Source organism: Saccharothrix sp. NPDC042600 (assembly GCF_040647305.1).
Lineage (GTDB): Bacteria > Actinomycetota > Actinomycetes > Mycobacteriales > Pseudonocardiaceae > Actinosynnema > Actinosynnema mutabilis.
This window is the reverse complement of sequence record NZ_JBEZBW010000002.1, coordinates 190366-207606: the sequence shown is the minus strand read 5'-3', so window position 1 is coordinate 207606 and position 17241 is coordinate 190366. Positions and strand designations below refer to the sequence as shown.

17 protein-coding genes, 4 tRNA genes and 1 CRISPR repeat array are annotated in these 17241 nt (G+C 68.9%); of the genes, 6 read left to right on the top strand and 15 right to left on the bottom strand.

Going from position 1 to position 17241, the window contains the following annotated elements:
• Positions 1-533 precede the first annotated feature (533 nt).
• A CRISPR array of direct repeats spans positions 534-2291; the repeat unit is 28 nt; unit sequence GGAACACCCCCGCTCGCGCGGGGAAGAC.
• Between the two features lie 396 nt (positions 2292-2687).
• Complete coding sequence (locus tag AB0A74_RS02945) at positions 2688-3041, top strand: helix-turn-helix domain-containing protein (protein WP_358247192.1); 354 nt, start codon at positions 2688-2690, stop codon at positions 3039-3041.
• 195 nt (positions 3042-3236) lie between these two features.
• On the top strand, positions 3237-4481 hold the full coding sequence (locus AB0A74_RS02940) for a tyrosine-type recombinase/integrase (protein WP_358247269.1): 1245 nt from the start codon (positions 3237-3239) through the stop codon (positions 4479-4481).
• A 17-nt stretch (positions 4482-4498) separates the two neighbouring features.
• On the opposite strand, the gene AB0A74_RS02935 is transcribed toward AB0A74_RS02940, so the two are convergent.
• From AB0A74_RS02935 to AB0A74_RS02920, 4 genes are all read right to left on the bottom strand, one after another.
• A tRNA-Val gene (locus AB0A74_RS02935) sits at positions 4499-4570 on the bottom strand.
• A 1-nt stretch (position 4571) separates the two neighbouring features.
• A tRNA-Cys gene (locus tag AB0A74_RS02930) sits at positions 4572-4643 on the bottom strand.
• 58 nt (positions 4644-4701) lie between these two features.
• Positions 4702-4774: transfer RNA gene (locus tag AB0A74_RS02925), tRNA-Gly, on the bottom strand.
• A gap of 146 nt (positions 4775-4920) precedes the next feature.
• A complete protein-coding gene (locus tag AB0A74_RS02920; RefSeq protein WP_073893954.1) occupies positions 4921-5346 on the bottom strand; it encodes an SsgA family sporulation/cell division regulator in 426 nt (141 codons plus the stop codon).
• A gap of 244 nt (positions 5347-5590) precedes the next feature.
• Here AB0A74_RS02920 and AB0A74_RS02915 point away from each other — a divergent pair, with 244 nt between their 5' ends.
• The 4 genes from AB0A74_RS02915 (at position 5591) to AB0A74_RS02900 (ending at position 7564) form a co-directional block, all read left to right on the top strand.
• Positions 5591-6229, top strand: coding sequence for a sigma-70 family RNA polymerase sigma factor (locus AB0A74_RS02915; RefSeq protein WP_358247191.1), 639 nt, complete (start codon positions 5591-5593; stop codon positions 6227-6229).
• A gap of 56 nt (positions 6230-6285) precedes the next feature.
• The gene (locus AB0A74_RS02910; protein ID WP_358247190.1) at positions 6286-7005 is read left to right on the top strand and encodes an anti-sigma factor; all 720 of its coding nucleotides are present in this window, start codon (positions 6286-6288) and stop codon (positions 7003-7005) included.
• Positions 7002-7433: a TIGR02611 family protein gene (locus AB0A74_RS02905; RefSeq protein ID WP_358247189.1), complete on the top strand. Its 432-nt coding sequence runs from the start codon at positions 7002-7004 to the stop codon at positions 7431-7433. The genes AB0A74_RS02910 and AB0A74_RS02905 overlap by 4 nt, the downstream gene beginning before the upstream one ends.
• Positions 7434-7492: 59 nt before the next feature.
• Positions 7493-7564: transfer RNA gene (locus AB0A74_RS02900), tRNA-Val, on the top strand.
• Between the two features lie 120 nt (positions 7565-7684).
• Here AB0A74_RS02900 and AB0A74_RS02895 read toward each other — a convergent pair.
• The 11 genes from AB0A74_RS02895 to AB0A74_RS02845 all read right to left on the bottom strand — a co-directional run bounded on the left by AB0A74_RS02895 (position 7685) and on the right by AB0A74_RS02845 (position 17226).
• Complete coding sequence (locus AB0A74_RS02895; protein WP_358247188.1) at positions 7685-9022, bottom strand: tyrosine-type recombinase/integrase; 1338 nt, start codon at positions 9020-9022, stop codon at positions 7685-7687.
• Positions 9019-9207 (bottom strand): helix-turn-helix domain-containing protein, encoded by a 189-nt coding sequence (locus AB0A74_RS02890; RefSeq protein WP_358247187.1) that lies wholly within the window; start codon positions 9205-9207, stop codon positions 9019-9021. The genes AB0A74_RS02895 and AB0A74_RS02890 overlap by 4 nt, the downstream gene beginning before the upstream one ends.
• Before the next feature lie 264 nt (positions 9208-9471).
• The gene (locus tag AB0A74_RS02885; protein WP_358247186.1) at positions 9472-11061 is read right to left on the bottom strand and encodes a YfjI family protein; all 1590 of its coding nucleotides are present in this window, start codon (positions 11059-11061) and stop codon (positions 9472-9474) included.
• A 79-nt stretch (positions 11062-11140) separates the two neighbouring features.
• A complete protein-coding gene (locus tag AB0A74_RS02880) occupies positions 11141-11944 on the bottom strand; it encodes a hypothetical protein (protein WP_358247185.1) in 804 nt (267 codons plus the stop codon).
• A 68-nt stretch (positions 11945-12012) separates the two neighbouring features.
• Positions 12013-12927: a bifunctional DNA primase/polymerase gene (locus AB0A74_RS02875; RefSeq protein WP_358247184.1), complete on the bottom strand. Its 915-nt coding sequence runs from the start codon at positions 12925-12927 to the stop codon at positions 12013-12015.
• 73 nt (positions 12928-13000) lie between these two features.
• Positions 13001-13621 (bottom strand): GGDEF domain-containing protein, encoded by a 621-nt coding sequence (locus AB0A74_RS02870; RefSeq protein ID WP_358247183.1) that lies wholly within the window; start codon positions 13619-13621, stop codon positions 13001-13003.
• Between the two features lie 94 nt (positions 13622-13715).
• The gene (gene ssb / locus AB0A74_RS02865; RefSeq protein WP_358247182.1) at positions 13716-14144 is read right to left on the bottom strand and encodes a single-stranded DNA-binding protein; all 429 of its coding nucleotides are present in this window, start codon (positions 14142-14144) and stop codon (positions 13716-13718) included.
• Positions 14145-14170: 26 nt separating this feature from the next.
• Entirely contained in the window at positions 14171-14647 is a 477-nt protein-coding gene (locus tag AB0A74_RS02860) for a hypothetical protein (RefSeq protein ID WP_358247181.1), read from the bottom strand.
• 192 nt (positions 14648-14839) lie between these two features.
• A complete protein-coding gene (locus tag AB0A74_RS02855; protein WP_358247180.1) occupies positions 14840-15253 on the bottom strand; it encodes a hypothetical protein in 414 nt (137 codons plus the stop codon).
• A gap of 63 nt (positions 15254-15316) precedes the next feature.
• The gene (locus AB0A74_RS02850) at positions 15317-16828 is read right to left on the bottom strand and encodes a hypothetical protein (protein WP_358247179.1); all 1512 of its coding nucleotides are present in this window, start codon (positions 16826-16828) and stop codon (positions 15317-15319) included.
• 56 nt (positions 16829-16884) lie between these two features.
• On the bottom strand, positions 16885-17226 hold the full coding sequence (locus AB0A74_RS02845; RefSeq protein WP_309117771.1) for a hypothetical protein: 342 nt from the start codon (positions 17224-17226) through the stop codon (positions 16885-16887).
• Positions 17227-17241 lie beyond the last annotated feature (15 nt).

Sequence of the window (17241 nt, the reverse complement as noted above, 5' to 3'; positions counted from 1 at the left end):
GGACAAGGCGTACGAGAACCTGACCGTACCGTAAATCCTGGACGCGCCGGTGGCTGCTCTCGCGGGCGTCAGTGAGGGCGATGCGGAGAAACTGGCAGCCGCCTTCAACATCAAGACGGTCCGCGACTTGGGAACGAACAAGTACTTCACTCTCGCCTCGGCCCTAGTGGATTTGGACAAGATCGCTCGCTAGCTGGCTGCTCGCGCGGATTCGCGCGCGGCCTAAATCGATCATCGTCGATGCTCGTGGGCAAGCACCTCCCGTAGGAAGGGCACGTGTTCACCGCTGACGGTGACCGCGACCAACACCGCTCGTGTAGGGAGTTCGGCTGGGTGCTAAATCTGTTCGGCACCCAGCCGGATGACTTGCGCGTTCGCGGTGCGCAGCAGGAAATGCCCCTTCCCGTCACCCGACAGCTAGCCCATCCCCTCGCGGGAAGACGCCACCTCGGACAAGTCTCGACGTCGTCAGCAGAACCACCCTGCTCGCTCGGGCAGACGCGGGCATGTGCGTGCCCAGCCAGTCGATTGCCGGACCACCTCCGCTCGCGCGCGAGGAAGTCGATCCAGACTGCCTTCGCCTCGGCGGAGCGGACCACCCCCGCTCACGTGGGGAAGACCGGCTTCACCGTGGGGTGCGCAACTCCATCGACCGGATCACCCCCGCTCGCGCGGGGAAGACGGCGGGTTCGACGTCGCCGACGGCCTCATGTAGGGAACACCCCCGCTCGCGCGGGGAAGACGGCCATGAGCCGGACCGCTACCCGTGCGGCCGGGGACCACCCCCGCTCGCGCGGGGAAGACGACATCGACCCACAGTCCTACTACCCGTTCCCGGGACCACCCCCGCTCGCGCGGGGAAGACGACATCGACCCACAGTCCTACTACCCGTTCCCGGGACCACCCCCGCTCGCGCGGGGAAGACTGCGGAAAGACGACCCCGCCAAAGGGTGACTTTGGAACACCCCCGCTCGCGCGGGGAAGACCGGTCGCGCCGTTGGCGCACAACGGCATGGTCAGGGCGATGGGGGTGTAGCAGCCCGGAACACCCCCGCTCGCGCGGGGAAGACATCCAGCGGTTCTTTGCGTCCCCGTACGGAGGGGGAACACCCCCGCTCGCGCGGGGAAGACGGGCACCCAGTCCAGCGGGATGTCCACGTCCCGGGAACACCCCCGCTCGCGCGGGGAAGACAGCTCCACAGTGATGTCCATCCCGCACCACGTGGGAACACCCCCGCTCGCGCGGGGAAGACTGGCGCGGCCAGATCATGGACAGCCGGCCGCAGGGAACACCCCCGCTCGCGCGGGGAAGACCGTACCTACCTATATCCGGTGGTTCGCTGGACGGGAACACCCCCGCTCGCGCGGGGAAGACGGACGCGCGGTGACGGGCGAGATGTACGCGCTGGGAACACCCCGCTCGCGCGGGGAAGACCGGCTCGTTGATCCACGACCCACCCACCACGTGGGAACACCCCCGCTCGCGCGGGGAAGACGACAAGCCGCAGGACTGGGTTCGCCTGAGCGAAGGAACACCCCCGCTCGCGCGGGGAAGACCGGATCACCTGGCCGACGTAGATCAGGTCCGGAGGAACACCCCCGCTCGCGCGAGGAAGACTGGGACACCCCTCTGACCTGCGCAAACACCTATGGAACACCCCCGCTCGCGCGGGGAAGACCACCGCCCCGATGGACACGGCCGCGTCCATGACGGAACACCCCCGCTCGCGCGGGGAAGACTAGATGCCGGTGATCTCGATGAACGGGCTGACCGGAACACCCCCGCTCGCGCGGGGAAGACTCACGGACGCTCCTCGGTCAGCGGCGGCCACTTCGGAACACCCCCGCTCGCGCGGGGAAGACGACCTGCCAGTCCCGCCAGCGGAGCCCGCGCTGGGAACACCCCCGCTCGCGCGGGGAAGACGACACCGCGACCCTGAAGCTTCTGCCCACCCTGGGAACACCCCCGCTCGCGCGGGGAAGACCTCGACTGGCTCGACGGCCACTGGCGGCACTACGGAACACCCCCGCTCGCGCGGGGAAGACCACCAGGGGGTTTTCCGGGGGCGGCCTCACGGTGGAACACCCCCGCTCGCGCGGGGAAGACGTCGGGCGTCGTGTTCACGACCACGCCCGGGAGGGAACACCCCCGCTCGCGCGGGGAAGACGCCTCGCAGTAGCACCGCCCCTGCTCGCCGATCGGAACACCCCCGCTCGCGCGGGGAAGACTGCGCCACGCGCACCGACGTGGCGACGTGGCCGGGAACACCCCCGCTCGCGCGGGGAAGACACTTCGTGACCAGGGAGTTTACGTGAGAGTTGGGCGTTTTTCATTCACTTTGGTGTCGCGCGCTCACTGAGGGCCGAGTGTGCCGTGCGCGCGTCTTTCCAGGTTTTTGGCGCGCAACGCGCTGTCTGCGGTCTGTAGCAGCTGAGACTGCTGTGGAGTGCAACCGAGACGGCGGGGGTGCCTGGTCATGGTGAAAGCACGATGTGGGTCATCGTTCCGCGGACAGGACGAAGGAGTGGTTGAAGCTGCCCTTCGGTCTAGCGAGCCGGATGCGTCAACGGTTCGGTCCCGGACCCCGGGCATTGACCCTCACCACTCCGAGAGCTCGCCGCTCGCGCCACCTGCCTGTCGGCCGTTTGGGGTAGCGGGCGCTACCCTTCGTCGGCGACCTGCGGCGTGGTCCAGGTCGTCGCGCTGGTCGTTCGGGGGTTAGTGGTGGAGGCTTCCAGACCCGAGGTGCGCGTTGTCCTGCCTGATGAGGTCGTTGCGTGTGTGGTCGCGATAACGGCAGCGGTGCGTGTGCTGGTTGAACGGGCACCTGTTGATCCTGACGCGTTGCTCACGGCGGAACAGTTGGGAAAGTTGCTCCAGCTCTCGCCGCGGACGCTGAAGGATCAGGCCGCCGCTGGCGTCTTGCCGCACCACCGGTTCGGCAAGCACTACCGGTTCTCCCGGAGCGACATCAGCGCGATCTTGCGGCTGTCCGAGCACATCGGTGCGCCGCAGCGCAGGCGCCTTCACGTCAGTTGACGGGGGGCGCGGTCATCGCGATGTCCAGTGAAGGGAGTCCGCGTGGCCTACGCGGAGAAGGAGAACGAGGGTCCCACTGGCTGGCGGGCCCGGTACAGGCGGCCCGACGGCACGTTGGGGAGCAAGTCCGGCTTCACCGGTTCGAGGGAGGCGGTCGCGTGGGGTCGTGATCAGGAAGCGTTGATCCGGCGCAACATGTGGATCGACCCGCGGGACGCGGAGACGCCGTTCGGCGAGTTCGCCGAGGAGTGGTTCGAGGCGGTGTCGCCGCGGTTGGAACCCACGACGTCCTCGAAATACCGGTCGCACCTGGACAACCAGTTGCTGCCGCAGTGGCAGGCGTGGCCGATGATCGGAATCTTTAACGGTTACGTGGAGATCGAAAAGTGGGTCTCCGAGCTGCACGAGGAGTACGCCGAGTCGTCGGTGGCGTCCTTCTTCGCGACGTTCTCGACCATCCTCAACGCCGGAGTCCGATCGCGGATCATCCCGGCGAACCCGTGTTACGGCGTGCGGGTCACAGCGGGTGCGTTCGAACCCGACCACCTGGTCGCCAGTCCCGTCCAGGCGTTGCGGGCGGCGATGCGGCTCTACCGGTCCGAGATGGGACTCGCCGGGTTCACGCTGTGCCTGCTCGACTTCTACACCGGTGGTCGGTGGGGCGAACTCGTCGGCCAGGAGCGACACGAGTACGACGAGATCAATCGCGCCATCGGCATCAGGCACCCGCTGAAGGAGATCAACGGTCGGCTGCTGAAAGCCGGGAGCGCGGTGACCGCCGAGGACGGCGGAACCGGCGTCGCCGTCGTGACTCAGATCACGCCGAAGCGTGCGAAGGGGAGGAAGGCGGGGCGGACGAAGACGCCGGCAGGGACGCGGTGGGTGCAGCTGCCGCCGAGTATCGCGGTGTTCTACGAGCAGTTGCTCGACAGCCATCGTCACTCGTTCGTGTTCCTCAGCCCGGAGTGCACCCTGCTGCGCCGGTCGAACTTCCGGCAGCGGTTCTGGCGGCCGGTCTGGGACGGCAGGAAGCCGGACGACCCGAGTGCCGATGATCACGTCCCGGCGATCATGCCGTGGTTCACCTTCCACGAGGGGCGCCACAGCCACGCCACCTGGATGGCGGAGGACGGCATCCCCGAGGTCGCCCGGCGAGCCAGGCTCGGCCACCGGATGAAGGGCATCGCCAGGGTCTACGACCATGTGACGAGCGTCATGGTCGCCCAGATCCTCCACGCGATGGAGGCGCGGTGGGCCGCCTCACTCCTGGCACTCCAACCGGGCGAACTCACCGAAATCATCGGATGGTTCCCGCACCTCGGGCCCTACGTCCGGCACCTGTGGGACGACGGAGCGGCGACGGTACACTCCGGATCCGCTCCATTGATCTTGCACTACACGCAAGAAGCCCGGCCTCAAGATCGAGGACCGGGCTTCTGACCTGCGTTGTTCTCTTGTGGACGATACTGGGATTGAACCAGTGACCCCTACCGTGTCAAGGTAGTGCTCTCCCGCTGAGCTAATCGTCCGAGGCGGAGACGGGAATCGAACCCGTGTACAGGGCTTTGCAGGCCCTTGCCTAAGCCACTCGGCCACTCCGCCAAGATTCCTGAAGGCTAGCACCAGGAAGACTGGCCTGAGCCCAAGGGGCCCTCTGCCGAGCGGATGACGAGACTCGAACTCGCGACCCTCACCTTGGCAAGGTGATGCGCTACCAACTGCGCTACATCCGCATGCCCCGTGATTTCCCGGACCTTTTACCCTTTTGGGGTCTTGCCGTTCCGGTCTCTCTCGGTGCAGGAGGAACTTTATTACATCCCCCCACGCGGGATCAAATCGGGGGGTGCCCAACGCCCCCGCGAGCCCGCTACCAGCACTTTTAGGTCAAGTCGTTCGAGATCAGGTGGGTCAGGGCCTCGTCCACGTCCACCCACAGGTGCTCGTTGCCGGGCACGACCACGTCGTAGGTGCGGTCCAGGAAGTCGGCGAGCTCCTGGGCGGACGCCTCGAACATGGCGTGGCCGGACGGGGAGCTGAGTTCGATCACCACGACCTCGGGGTCGTCGGCGGCCGGGCGGATCCGGACGTCGCCGTCACCCGCGTCCGCGATCAGGCCGTCCGCGAGGAGGTCGCGGGCGAACACCCACTCGACCCAGCCGGCGCGGCCGGTGCGGAACGCGGCCACCACCGCGTACGGATCTTTCGTGTCATATCGAAGCTCCACTTGCACCGGAACGGCAGGCGTCCTCGGTGCCAACAGGTCGAACACCGCTGTTGAGCGGAGCGTCACGTGGTCGTTGCGCATCGTCGTTACCCACTTCTCCCTTCCCGGTCAAGGAAACGACCGGATTCTCTAGTTGTGACGTGTATGTGGCGAGGAACGCTCGACATCGGGTGGTTTATCACCCATCCGGGCCAATGGGACTCCGGTGGGCGACCAAGTCGCTGCGTTGCGTGTCCGTGCCATCTGCGCCGCACCACATCTTGCTGGGTTTAACCTGAACCCGGTACCGGCTGTTGCGCGAATGTTGGACGTGAGGACAACTCTGGTGGCTGACTCACCCGCTCCGGCGCCCGGGCCGGGACCCGACGGGCGACCTCCCGACGCCGTGCTGGTCGAGCGGGTGACCGCGGGCGACCGGGCCGCGTTCGGGGAGCTCTACGACCGCTACGCCCGCCCGGCCTACTCGCTGGCGCGGCGCGTGTGCGTGGACCCGGAGCTGGCGGAGGACGTGGTCCAGGAGGCGTTCCTGGTCCTGTGGCGCAACCCGGCCGGCTACGACCCGTCGCGCGGTGGCTTCGGGACGTGGCTGATGACCGTCGTGCACCACCGGGCGGTGGACGCGGTGCGGCGCGAGGACACGCGGCGGCGGCGCAACGTGCCGTTGACCGACGAGGTGTCCGAGCACACGGTGCCGCCGACCGAGGGCGCGGACCACGCGGCGTTGACCGGTGTGGTCGGCGCGGAGGTGCGGGCGGCGCTGCAACGGCTGCCCGAGGACCAGCGGCAGGTGATCGCGTTGGCGTACCTGGGCGGCTACACGCAGATAGAGGTCGCGGCGCTGACCGGCATCCCGCTGGGAACGGTCAAGTCGCGCACGTTCGCGGCGATCCGCAGGTTGCGCACGTCACTGCGGTCGGCATGGGCCGGCGAGACCGGCGGCGAGACGACGGGAGCACATCGGTGACCGGGGAGCGGAGGGACGACTGGTGCCCTCAGGAGGAGCTCGCGGTCGGTTGGGCGATGCACTCGCTCGAACCGGAGGAGGAGGCGCGCCTGCGCGCCCACCTGCCCGGTTGCGCGCGGTGCCGGGAGACGGTCCGGGCCACCGAGGAGGTGACCGCCGCGCTGGGCGGTTCGGTGCGCCAGTACGACCCGCCGGCACGGCTGCGGGCACGACTGATGACCGCCGTCGAGCACACGCCGCAGGAACACGTCGCGCCCGTGGTGGCGCCACCCATCCCGTTGGACCGCAAGCGTTCCACCGCTCCGCGCCTGCTCGCCGCGGCGGCGGCCGTGGTGCTGGTGGCGGGACTGGTGTTCGGCGGGGTGCGGATCGCGCAACTCGGTGACCAGGTGGCCGCGCAGCAACAACGCGTGGCGCTGCTGGACGAGGCGCTGCGGATGGCCGCGGACCCGAGCACGAACCGGGCCGTCCTGCGCTCGGAGACCGGCGACAAGCTCGGTGTCCTGCTGTCCGGCGAGGACGACGCGATGGTGATCGAGACCACACTCGCGCCGAACAGCGCTTCGGACCAGGTCTACGTCGTGTGGGGCGCGAGCACGCCGGACCCGGTGCCGCTGGCGACGTTCGACGTCGAACCCGGTGGCGGCCTGGAGCGCCTCGCCTGGAACAGGGAAGCGCACAAGCACCAGCTGTTCGCGATCTCGCTGGAACCGGGCCGCACGGCCCCGGCGCGTCCGACGAACAAGCTCGGTTCCGGCCAAGTGGAGGCATCGTGAGCGATGATGGGCAGGTGACGACCGAGCAGGACGACAAGGCCGCCGACGGCCACCGCCACTGGTTCCGCCGCAACCCGGCGCTGAACCTGACCTACCGCATCGGCGTGGGCGTGGTCGGCGGCCTGGTGCTGGTGGCGGGCGTGCTGATGATCCCGTACCCGGGTCCGGGCTGGCTGGTCGTCTTCGCGGGCTTGGCGATCCTGGCGACGGAGTTCGAGTGGGCCGGCCGCGTGCTGCGCTTCGCGAAGCGGTACTACGACGCGTGGGTGGAGTGGCTCAAGCGCCAGAACCTGGTCGTCAAGGCGCTGGTGCTGGCCGCCACCGGCTTGGTCGTCGCGGTCACCTGCTGGGTGCTCGGGGCGTTCGCGCTGGTCGGGGGCTGGTTCGGCCTGGAGTGGCCGTGGTTGGCGAGCCCGATTTTTAAGTAGCGGGGTTGATGTTGTAAGGTATGGCCACACCGCGAGAGCGGGGCAGGAAAACCGAATAGGGGCGATTAGCTCAGCGGGAGAGCGCTTCGTTCACACCGAAGAGGTCACAGGTTCGATCCCTGTATCGCCCACACCGCAAAGATCCCCTCTGACCAGCACGGTCAGAGGGGATCTTGCTTTGTCCGGGCACGCTGAAGTGGCCGCGACCACACCGCCGTAGCAAAAGTGGTAGCAAATCGGGTGTTTCTAAGTCAGACGGACTCCTCGACGGGTGGCGGCAGGAACAGCCCGCCGATGTCTTCGGCGGCCTGCTGGTCGAGGTCCGGGATGTCCGCCGAGTAGGTGTCGAGGGTGAAGGCCACCGTGGCGTGGCCCAATCGGCTGCTCACGATCTTGGGGTGCACTCCAAAGCGGAGTGCGATCGTCGCGTAGCTGTGACGTAGGTCATGCAGCCGGATAGCTGGCAGTCCCGCCCGGTCGACCAGGCGGTTGAACTGCTCGGTGATGGTGTCCGGGTAGATCGGCCGGCCGTCCTCCCAGCAGAAGGCCAGCCCGTGGTCCTGGTAGCTGTCGCCCCAGTCGGCCTTCTCCGAGTCGAGCCGCTTGAGGTGCGCTCGGAGCGCCTGGACGGTGAACCTGTCCAGGGCCAGCGCCCGCCGACTCCGCGCGCTCTTACCGCTGCCGTCCCTCACCGCGCCCGCCGCTACCACGCGGGTCGACGTCATCCGGACGACCGCCGCGTCCAGGTCGAGCGCGGCGCGCTTGAGCCCGCACAGCTCAGAGCGTCGCATCCCGGTCGAGGCGTCCAGCACCCACAGCCCGAACAGCCGGTCGGTGCTGGCGACCTTGAGGAACCGCGCCATCTGCTCCGGGCTCCACGTGTTGTGTGAGCGGCGGGGCACCGTGGGCGGCTTCACGCCATCGGTCGGGTTGCTGCTGAGGTACTTCCAGCGGACCGCCGTGCTCATCGCCGAGCTGAGCATGATGTGCACGCTCTTGACGGTCTTGGCCGCGAGCCCCGGTTCCGGCTTGGACGGCACGCGCCCGACCTCGTACCGCCGGACCGCCTTGCGAGCTGCCGCGTAGGAGACGCCCACTTTGTCGGCGATGTCGCGCCGCCGGATCTCGCGTTTCGCGGTCAGGGCGTCCAGCCAGAGCTGGTACATCTCCCAGTTCGTGTTCCGCTTCCGGCGACCCTGCGTCAACAGATGCTCGTAGAGCGCCGCGACGACGGAGGGCAGGAAGTCCTGGATCGGCCGCTTGCCAACCCACGGCAGGACGTACGCGCGCGCCAAGGTCTCGTAGTTCGCCGCGGTGGTCGGCTCGGTCGAGGTGCGGACGTACGGGAACCACGCCTCGAAGAAGTCGGCCACGGTGGCGCGCGTCGGCTTCACGTAGGTCTCGGTGGCGATGGCGGCCTTGGCCTCGTCCATCGCCTCCCACGCCTCGTCTTCGGTCGCGTAGCCGCTCTTGGTGATTCGCTCCCGCTCGCCGGTAAGCGGGTGCTTCGGGCCTTGGAAGGCGTAGGCCCACTTGTGGCCGCGCTGGAACACGCTGCCGTTCGGCCGCTTCTTGCGCTTCTTGGTCACGCGGCCTCGACCTCCGGGACGTTCAGGGACTCGGTGAGCAGGGCGCGGACGACGTAGACGCGCCGGCCGTACCGCTTGGTGGGGAGCTGACCGGCGTTCGCGTAGCGGTAGGCGGACGCGCGGCTCAGGCCCAGGAACGTCGCTGCTTCGGGAATGGTCATCAGGGCGGGCTGGTGCTCGGTCACGGTGACTCCTCCGACCTGGGCACGCGGGCGCTGGACAGTTTGGACAGAATGGCCACATTGGGCCTCAACGGAGTGTTTGTACTGCTCAGCGCCCGTGTGCGTGATCTTGGAAGTGATGGACGGTTTTGGACAGAATCTGGACACAAAGCGGCGGTGGCGGGCGCGCGAGTTCGAGCGGGCGATTTCTGTCCGAGTTGCGTCCACTTCTGTCCTGATTCACCGCGTTCACGGAAACCGGCGCTGACCTGCGTAAACGACCTGCGCTCATCCGTTCTGGCCATTCTGTCCAAACTGGCCGGGGGTGGAGCGGTAGCGAGGGTGGACGTAGTAGACCGGGCTGGGCTTGCGGCCGGGGCCGCGCCGGTCGGGCGGCTGGGCCATCCGGATGTGGCCGTGGTCTTCGAGCACCGCCAGCGCGGGGTCTATGTCGGCGACCTCGCGGAAGTGCCCGCCACGGTTGGCGCGGTAGGCGTCGCGCCTGGTGAAGCTGGTCGGCTTGGTGCGCTCGATCCAGGTGAGCAGCGTCCGGGCCTCATCGACCTTCGGGTTGCCGCCCATGCGGTCGAACGCGGCCAGCGCGTGGGCAGCGGCGTAGTCGCCGAGCTTGCGGGCGCTGGCGAACGTCTCGGCGTCGATCGCGCCCGACCAGCCGACTTCGTGGTGCGCGAGGTGCAGCAGCGCCGCCAGGCGGGCGGTGAGTCCGGCCTGCTTGCCACCCCAGTCGCCCAGGTATGCCCAACTGCCGGTGATCGGGTGCAGCCGCGGCTCGATCTCGTCTTGCAGCTCGGCCATGAGGTCGTCCGCGTCCGGAGTGAACGGCAGAACGGCGGGGTCGGTCCAGTCGGCCAGCTCGCGCACCAACGCGCACAGCCGCGACTCGTAGACGTCCGCGACGTGAGGCGGCGCGGGCGTCGGCCGGGCCAGCCGGCTGCCGACCGTGTTGACCGGCAACGAGTACATGATCCGCGCAAGCAGACCGCTGCCCCTGAACAGCTCGTTGCGACCCAGGTTGTCCAAGATGATCGGCTGAATGGTCAGACCCAGCGTGATGGACGGCTCCTCAACGACCGTCGACTCCCGCCCCTGCCGGTCGACCAGGTGGAGGTCACCGGCGTGGCCCTTGAGGAAGATCTCCAGGTTGGGCGTTCCCGAGTACCGCCCGCCGATGGTGGCGAAGATGCCGCCTTCGGCGGACAGGATGGCGATGCGCCCGCCGTGGTCGGCGAGCAGCGAGCCGACCGCTTCGGGCGTGGCGTCGTCGGCGATGAGCCGCGGCACGATCGGCATCGCGGTCTTGTCGATGTCCATCGCGGCGTTCACAGCGGCTTCGAGCGCAGCGTCCCGCGAGGCTGCGTCGGCCGCGAGCACCGCCTTCTCGGCGCGCTCGGCAAGTTCGATCGCGGTCCGCCGGCTGATCCGTGCGGCCTCGATGTCCGCCTTGGCCTGTTGGACGAGTTCCTTCTCCACCAAGCGGATCGGCCGCGTCATCGCCTTGAACACGGCTGACTTCCGCGAGGCGGGCGGCAGCACTACGACGGTGTAGAGGTTGACGGGCTCGTCCCATCCGGGCCGGATCTGCACCCGGACGCGCCCACCGGCAGCGGTGGACAGGGCGACCAGCGCGAGGCACCCGGCAAGGTCGGGCGGTGTCTGGGTCGCTTCGGCAACGGCGGACACGTGGTCAGCCATCCAGGCAGGCAACGCGTCGACCGGGAACGGCGGCACGTCGCGCCCGCCGCCGAGCGGGACGGGCGGCTCCCAGTCGTCCCGCGCGACGTCCAGGGCGGTGTCTTGGGGCGCGTCCGGTACCGCACGCAGGACGCGCGCGGTACCGGACTGCGGGGTGGTGCTCATGCCGTTTGCCTCTCGGATTGCTCGTCGGCGTGGCAGTGCAGAGACGTTGCACTGTGGCGTCCGCATGACTGGGTCGTGCTCATGCCGCAGCGCTGAACAGGTTGTCGTCCGGCCAGCGCGCGAGGCGGGCCAGGTTCTTGTCCGGGCCGTAGGTGAGGAATGTGCCGTCTGCGGTGTCGACGCCGAAGACTTCCGCGAGCTTGCGCCGCCGAGCCGAATTGAGCCGTCCGAGGTGTACGGACTTCCAGGAGTCGGGCCGCCACTCCGGTTTCGCGGCGTGGGCAAGGCGTTGGGCGGCCCGGGATTCCTTCCACTCCGTCAGGCCGTGCCTGCAGATGGGACAGGTGTAGTTCTTCGTCGTCCGCATCCGTTCGAGCTGCGCGATCGTCGGTACCCATCGGCAGGGCACGCACTCCACACAGCCGCCGAGGAACAACACGTCGAACTCGCGCCAATACGGCGCGATCACGGCGGGAGTCAGACCGTTTTGAGCGACGACCGCGACCGGGACACCGAGCTCACGGACGCCGGAGAAGTAGGTCCGAGAGTGTTGCAGCGAGGTCACACCCATGTCGTTGCCGAGATCTGGGTTGAACAGGTCGGGTGCGACGGCGAACAAGCAGCGGTGTTCTCGTCCGGCCACGAGCTTTGTCAGCCAGGTGTGCCAGCGATCCGCGTTGATGGCACCCTTCGCCGAGAAGCAGCCGTTGTCTGCGGCGAACCACACAGGTTCGCCGTCGTCGCCGGTCAGCGGTTCTCGTCCCTCTGCCGGTGTGGTCATCTGGCCCAACTCCATGCGTGCGCCCGTGCCCGGGTGGTCTATCCAGCCGCGACGGAGGACCTCGCGCACCGCTTCCGAGCTGGGGTTGACGAGGTAACGCACGGCTCACCCCTCTGACTTGTGGTCGAGCGCAACGGAGCAAGGCCGGAAGGCCTCTGTTCGTGTGATCTTCACGCCGCTGCACCGCCCCGCCCGTGCTCTAGCCGACGCGGGCGGGTGCCGCCGAGGCGCAGGCCGGATGTGATGGTGGCGGTCACCTGGCGGGCGTTGCAGTCGCAGTCGCCGTGGACCATGTGCGTGGCGGCTTGCTCCAACATGGCCGTAGCGGTGAGGGAGTCCAGCTCGTTGCCCGCGACCAGTTGGCCAAGGCTGAGCGCGGCCTGGAAGAGGGTCTTGTTGTGACGGCCTGGTTGGGCCGCTGCGACCTTGTCGCACTCGCCGCGCACGATCGCGTCCAGGTAGCTGCCGGGCCGCGTAGGAGCGCTCTGCTTGGGCGCTGAGACGGCCGCTGACGGCTTGGAAACGAGTGCCTGGACCATCCAGGTGGGCAGGATCGTGGGCGGACGGTCGTCGGTGCGGGTGTAGGTGCCGGTCGGCAGGGTCGAGCCCGCGGCGACGACGTAGCCGCCGTGTGCGCGGGTGTCGATGAGCCAGCCGAGTCGGCCTGCGCTGTTGCGCAGCGGCGCACCGGTCGGTGCGCGGAAGTACAGGTGCGTGCCGCCGGACGGCGTGCGCACGGTGTGAGTGGCGGGGACGGTGTTGCGGGAGCGTTCGGCCAGCAGCGCCAGGACTTCGGCGCCCGTGGTCACTCCGAGCATGTTGAAGCCATCCGGTGCTGCCTGGTCGGGCTTGGCGACGTCCAGGTCCACCACCACGAGACCGGATGGGCCGGTGGCGATGCCGACGTTGTGATTCGGGTGGCTGGTCCAGAACGCCTCGACGCGGCGGGTGTCGGTGGTGGCCTTGGCCTGCCAGTCGGCGACTGCGGGGCGCTTGCCGAGCGGTACCAAGGGGAAGACGTGCCAGCCCTGTTCGGCAGCGTTCAGCGCTTCGGTCAGGCGGGCGCTGTCGGCTCGATCGGTCACGGCGGTTCTCCTCCTTCCGTTGTGGGTGGTGCCGTGGCGGGGCAGGGGAGTGGACACCTGCCTCGCCACGGGGTCAGGCGCTCTCGCGGTCGTCGTGGTCGCGCAGCCGGCCGGCGGTGGGCAGGCTGGTGAGTCGTCCGCCGCGCTTGGCCGCGTACATCGCTGCGTCGGCACCGGCGAGCAGCGCCGACAGCGACACACCGCGTGCCGGGAGGGTGTGCGCGCCGACGCTCGCGGCGATCGACAAGCGCACGCCGTTGACGGTGATCGGCATGGCGAGCGCGGCCCTGATGGCGTGGGCGCGACGCCCAGCCACGTAGCGTCCGCGCTCGCCGGACGGCACGCGTCCCAGCCACAGCGCGAACTCGTCACCGTGCAGCCGGATGGGCAACTCGCCGGGCAACCGCGCGTCGGCCAGACGGCTGGCCAGCGTGCGGAGCACGTGGTTGCCCGCCGCGTGGCCGTGCGTGTCGTTGACGGCCTTGAACTGGTCCACGTCGATCAGCAGCACACCGACCGCGCCGCCGCGTCGGGTCCGGGAGGCGTGCCGGGCCTGGATCTCCAGCGCGTCGCGGTTGCCCAGGCCGGTCAGCGCGTCCAGGTGCACGCGCTTGAACAGGTGCACGGCGACCGCGGCGGTGGCGGTCCAGCCGGTGGCGGTGGTGGCCACCAGGATGGTGCTGGTGGTACTCATCAGGGTGTCCTCTCGAACCGGTAGGTGAGGCGGGAAGGGGTTGCGGGGCGGCCGATTCGCCGGCAAGCAGTTGCCCGCCCCGCAACGTCCGTTTTCAGAACGGCGGCTCGTTGTTGCTCGGGGCGCTGTTCCAGGCGTCGTTGGTCGGGGTGCTGGTGCGGGTGGCCTTGGTGACCTTCGCGGTGGCCGACCGCAGCGACGCGCCGATCTCCGTGACGTCCAGCTCCATGACGGTGCGCTTCTCGCCCTGGTCGGTCTCGTAGGAGCGCTGGCGCAGCGTTCCGGTGACCAGCACGCGGGCACCCTTGCCCAGCGAGCCGGCCAGGTTCTCCGCCGGCTGCCGCCACAGCGTGCAGCGCAGGAACGTGGCGTCGCCGTCGATCCAACGGCCCTGCTGCTGGTCGTAGCGGCGGTCGTTGGCCGCGACGGTGAAGTTGGCGACCGCGATACCGGACTGGGTGAAGCGCAGCTCCGGGTCGGCGGTGAGGGTTCCGGCGACGGTGACTTCGGGAAGACCAGCCATGATCGTTCTCCTTTGTCGGGTCTGGTTCAGGCGCGGACGTGGTGCAGGGTCTTGGCGTCGATCAGCCGCTCGGCCACGTGCTCGATGCGGTCCCAGTGGCGCGCGACCAGGCGTTCGGCCTCGCGGTCGACGGCCCGGTACAGGGGGCGCTGGTTGCGGGGGATGCGCCTCAGGCACTCCTGGACGAGGCTGCGGTCCCACTGCGAGCTGGCGTCGATGTCGTGCGGCCAGGAGGCGGGCGGCACGTCGTGCCGGTCCAGCCACACGCGTTCGGCGTGCGCTCCGGCGAGCAGGGCGAGGGCTCCGGCGTGCTCGCCCTCGGGGTTGTCGCGGAACTCCATGTCCACCCAGCCCTGCCAGTGGGTGGCGTCCGCCGGCCAGATGCGTGCTTTGGGCACGCGTCCGCCGGTGGTCAATGCGATAACCGCGTGCGCGGCCTCGTGGTGGGCGACAACCGGCAGGCTCAGGTTCTCGATCCGCAGTGGGGTCTGAGTCGGGGCCACCGAGCCACCTCCTATCTCACTCTGAGTAGTCGGACTTGGGTGTGACGGGTCGAGTCAGCGCGAAGCTGACTTCAATCAGAACGGTGTTACGAAACAGTTTTCGCGCGCGCACGCACGCGCGCACGCGTTGGGTGGGAGTGCGGACGCCTGACGTCAGATGACGTCACGTGACGTCAGGCGCTCACCCCCTCACTACGCTGCGTTACGGGCGCGCGGGCGGTAGACGGTCGCCTTGCCGTCCGTGCCGACCTCCTCCAGCACCCCGTCACGCACCAGCGAGGCCAACTCGCCCGACAGCCACGGGCGCCCACGACCGAACGTCGCTTCGGCGTCCGGGAAGTCCCGCACCGTGAACTCCGTCCGCCCCTGCGCCACGATCCGGTCCACCAACGTCCGCAGGATCTGCCGCGCCTCCCGCCGCGTCGGACGCCCCTGCGGCAAGTCGATGCCCGGATCGGCCGGCAACTCCGCGTCAGGGTGGATGTCGACGTCCGGTTCGTGCTCCGCTGGCAGCGCCACCGGCCGGTCCTCGGTGTCCGAGAGCTGCCGGGAGTCCCAGTCGTCCAGCGACACCGGACCGCCCTCCGCCGCGCGGTTGATCGGCACGACCTCGCCTCCCTTCCCACCACCCCGCGTCGTCGGCAGTTCCAGCAGCTTGGCCGTGGACTCCTACAGCGGCGGCCGGACGTCGTCGTGGGCGGCGATGACCGCGGCTCGCTCGGTGTCGGTGCCGGTGAACGTGCGACCGGGCACCACCAGGCGCTCCTCGGGAACCCCGGGCACCTCGAGGTAGTTGCAGCCGACCCGCCGGTTCTTCCACCGGTCCGGCCGCGCACCGGCCTCGATCACCTGCTCGGACAAGGTGAACGCCGCGTCGGTGATGTCGTTGACGCCGAAGCACCACACGCCGTCGATCTGCGACCGCACGTCGGTGTTCATCTGCCGGAAGCTGGCCTTCTGCAACGACAACACCAGCGAGATGCCCGCCGAACGGCACTCCTGCGCGATCCGGGTCAGCGTCCCCGCGTCCTCCAGAACCCGCGTGGCCTCCTCGACCCACAGGATCAGGTAGGGCATCCCGTGCTTCTCGAACACCTCCGGGGTCCACTCGTCGTAGCCCCACCGCCCGAGCTGGGTGGCGCGGTCGGTGATGACGTCCGGCACGCGGGTCATGAAGTCCTCACACTGCCGGTGCCCGATCACGGTGTGCGCCTTGTCGCCCAGGAACGCAACGCTCTGCTCGCCCTTGGACGGGTCCAGCACGATCAGGTTCACGTCACGGCGGGTCAGGATCTCCGTCCAGCAGTTCTTCGCGCCGCCCGTCTTCCCCGCACCCTTCATACCCTGCACGATCAGCGTCATGGCCTGCCGCTGGCTGGCCTTGTCGCCGGGGAAGAAGATGCGCTGCGGCTCGTTGTCCTCGTACACCCCAGGCACCACGGCTTCGGCGATGCTTCCGCCCGGAGCGGACGGGCCGGGCCACGGCCGTGGGTGCCGCAGCACGTCCTCCGGCACGATCGTCATGGTGGCCTGCGACAGGTCGTCCGGGTCGCCGACGATCCGCACCGCGCCCTTGTGCAGCCGCAACACCTGCGCGATCTTGTCCGCAGCCGCCTGCACGTCCTCGACCGCGACCTGACCGGCCGGGAGCTGCAACGGCGCGGTCACCTTGTTCGGCGCGACCTGCACCTCACGCGTCCGGACACCGGCGAGCTTCACCTTCTCGAACAACCCGCCGACACCGCCGTTGTCGTCGCCACCGCGCAGCACGCGCCGGATGTTCCAGGACAACGCCACCCCAGCCCCGCCGTACAACCACAAGCCCAGCAACGGGTTCTCCCACGGCGCGGCGATCGCGCACGCCGTGATCCACCCCGATGCCACCGCCGTGGTCGCGGTCGCGTGCGCCCGGGTGATCGCCGAACGCGCCTTGCCGACCGTGTACGTCAACCCGGTCAAGCCCGCGCCCAGCAACGACAACCCAGGCGTCAACCACGGCAGGTACTCCGACTCAGCCATGAGCACGTGCGTCAGCGCACCCGCCGGCCACATCGCGCCCGTCACGGCCCACTGCGCGGCGAACGGCGCGACCCGGCTGCCCCAGTAGTTCCGCGGCACGTAGTAGCCCATCTCGCCACCGCCGGGCGCGAGGTCGCCGCTGCTGGTGTGCTTCTTGGCCATCTCGGTCACTCTCCTTCCTGCGGTTACCTCGCGGTCCCGACAGCGTCTTTAGCAGGTCAGTCGAACGTGAACTGGCGCTTGGGCTTGGGCGGCTGGTCGTTGACGAAGTGCTTGTGGAAGCTCATGTACGTGCGCCGCAGCGACGCCACCGCGACCTCCACCGCGTCGGCCGACCGGTGCAGGTGCCCCGCGACGAACTTCGCCCGCACCCGCGAGTCCAGCCCACCCGCCTGCGGGTTGGTCGAGGGCACGAACCGCAGCACCGCCTCCAGCTCCTCCGCCGCGATGTGCAGCTCGTTGTAGAGCGGGCGCAGCAGCCGCGCGCCGTTGTTGCAGTAGTCCCGGATCTGGCTGGTGGAGAAGAACTCCGGGTCGCCGAATGCCAACTGTCCACTCACGACTTGTCTCCTCGT

What these genes read in the sequence shown, in the direction of transcription:
- AB0A74_RS02940 (WP_358247269.1), top strand. Translation starts at nt 3,237, where the DNA reads ATGTGGATCGACCCGCGGGACGCGGAGACGCCGTTCGGCGAGTTCGCC.
- AB0A74_RS02920 (WP_073893954.1), bottom strand. Translation starts at nt 5,346, where the DNA reads ATGCGCAACGACCACGTGACGCTCCGCTCAACAGCGGTGTTCGACCTG.
- AB0A74_RS02910 (WP_358247190.1), top strand. Translation starts at nt 6,286, where the DNA reads ATGCACTCGCTCGAACCGGAGGAGGAGGCGCGCCTGCGCGCCCACCTG.
- AB0A74_RS02885 (WP_358247186.1), bottom strand. Translation starts at nt 11,061, where the DNA reads ATGAGCACCACCCCGCAGTCCGGTACCGCGCGCGTCCTGCGTGCGGTA.
- AB0A74_RS02870 (WP_358247183.1), bottom strand. Translation starts at nt 13,621, where the DNA reads ATGAGTACCACCAGCACCATCCTGGTGGCCACCACCGCCACCGGCTGG.
- ssb (WP_358247182.1), bottom strand. Translation starts at nt 14,144, where the DNA reads ATGGCTGGTCTTCCCGAAGTCACCGTCGCCGGAACCCTCACCGCCGAC.
- AB0A74_RS02850 (WP_358247179.1), bottom strand. Translation starts at nt 16,828, where the DNA reads ATGGCCAAGAAGCACACCAGCAGCGGCGACCTCGCGCCCGGCGGTGGC.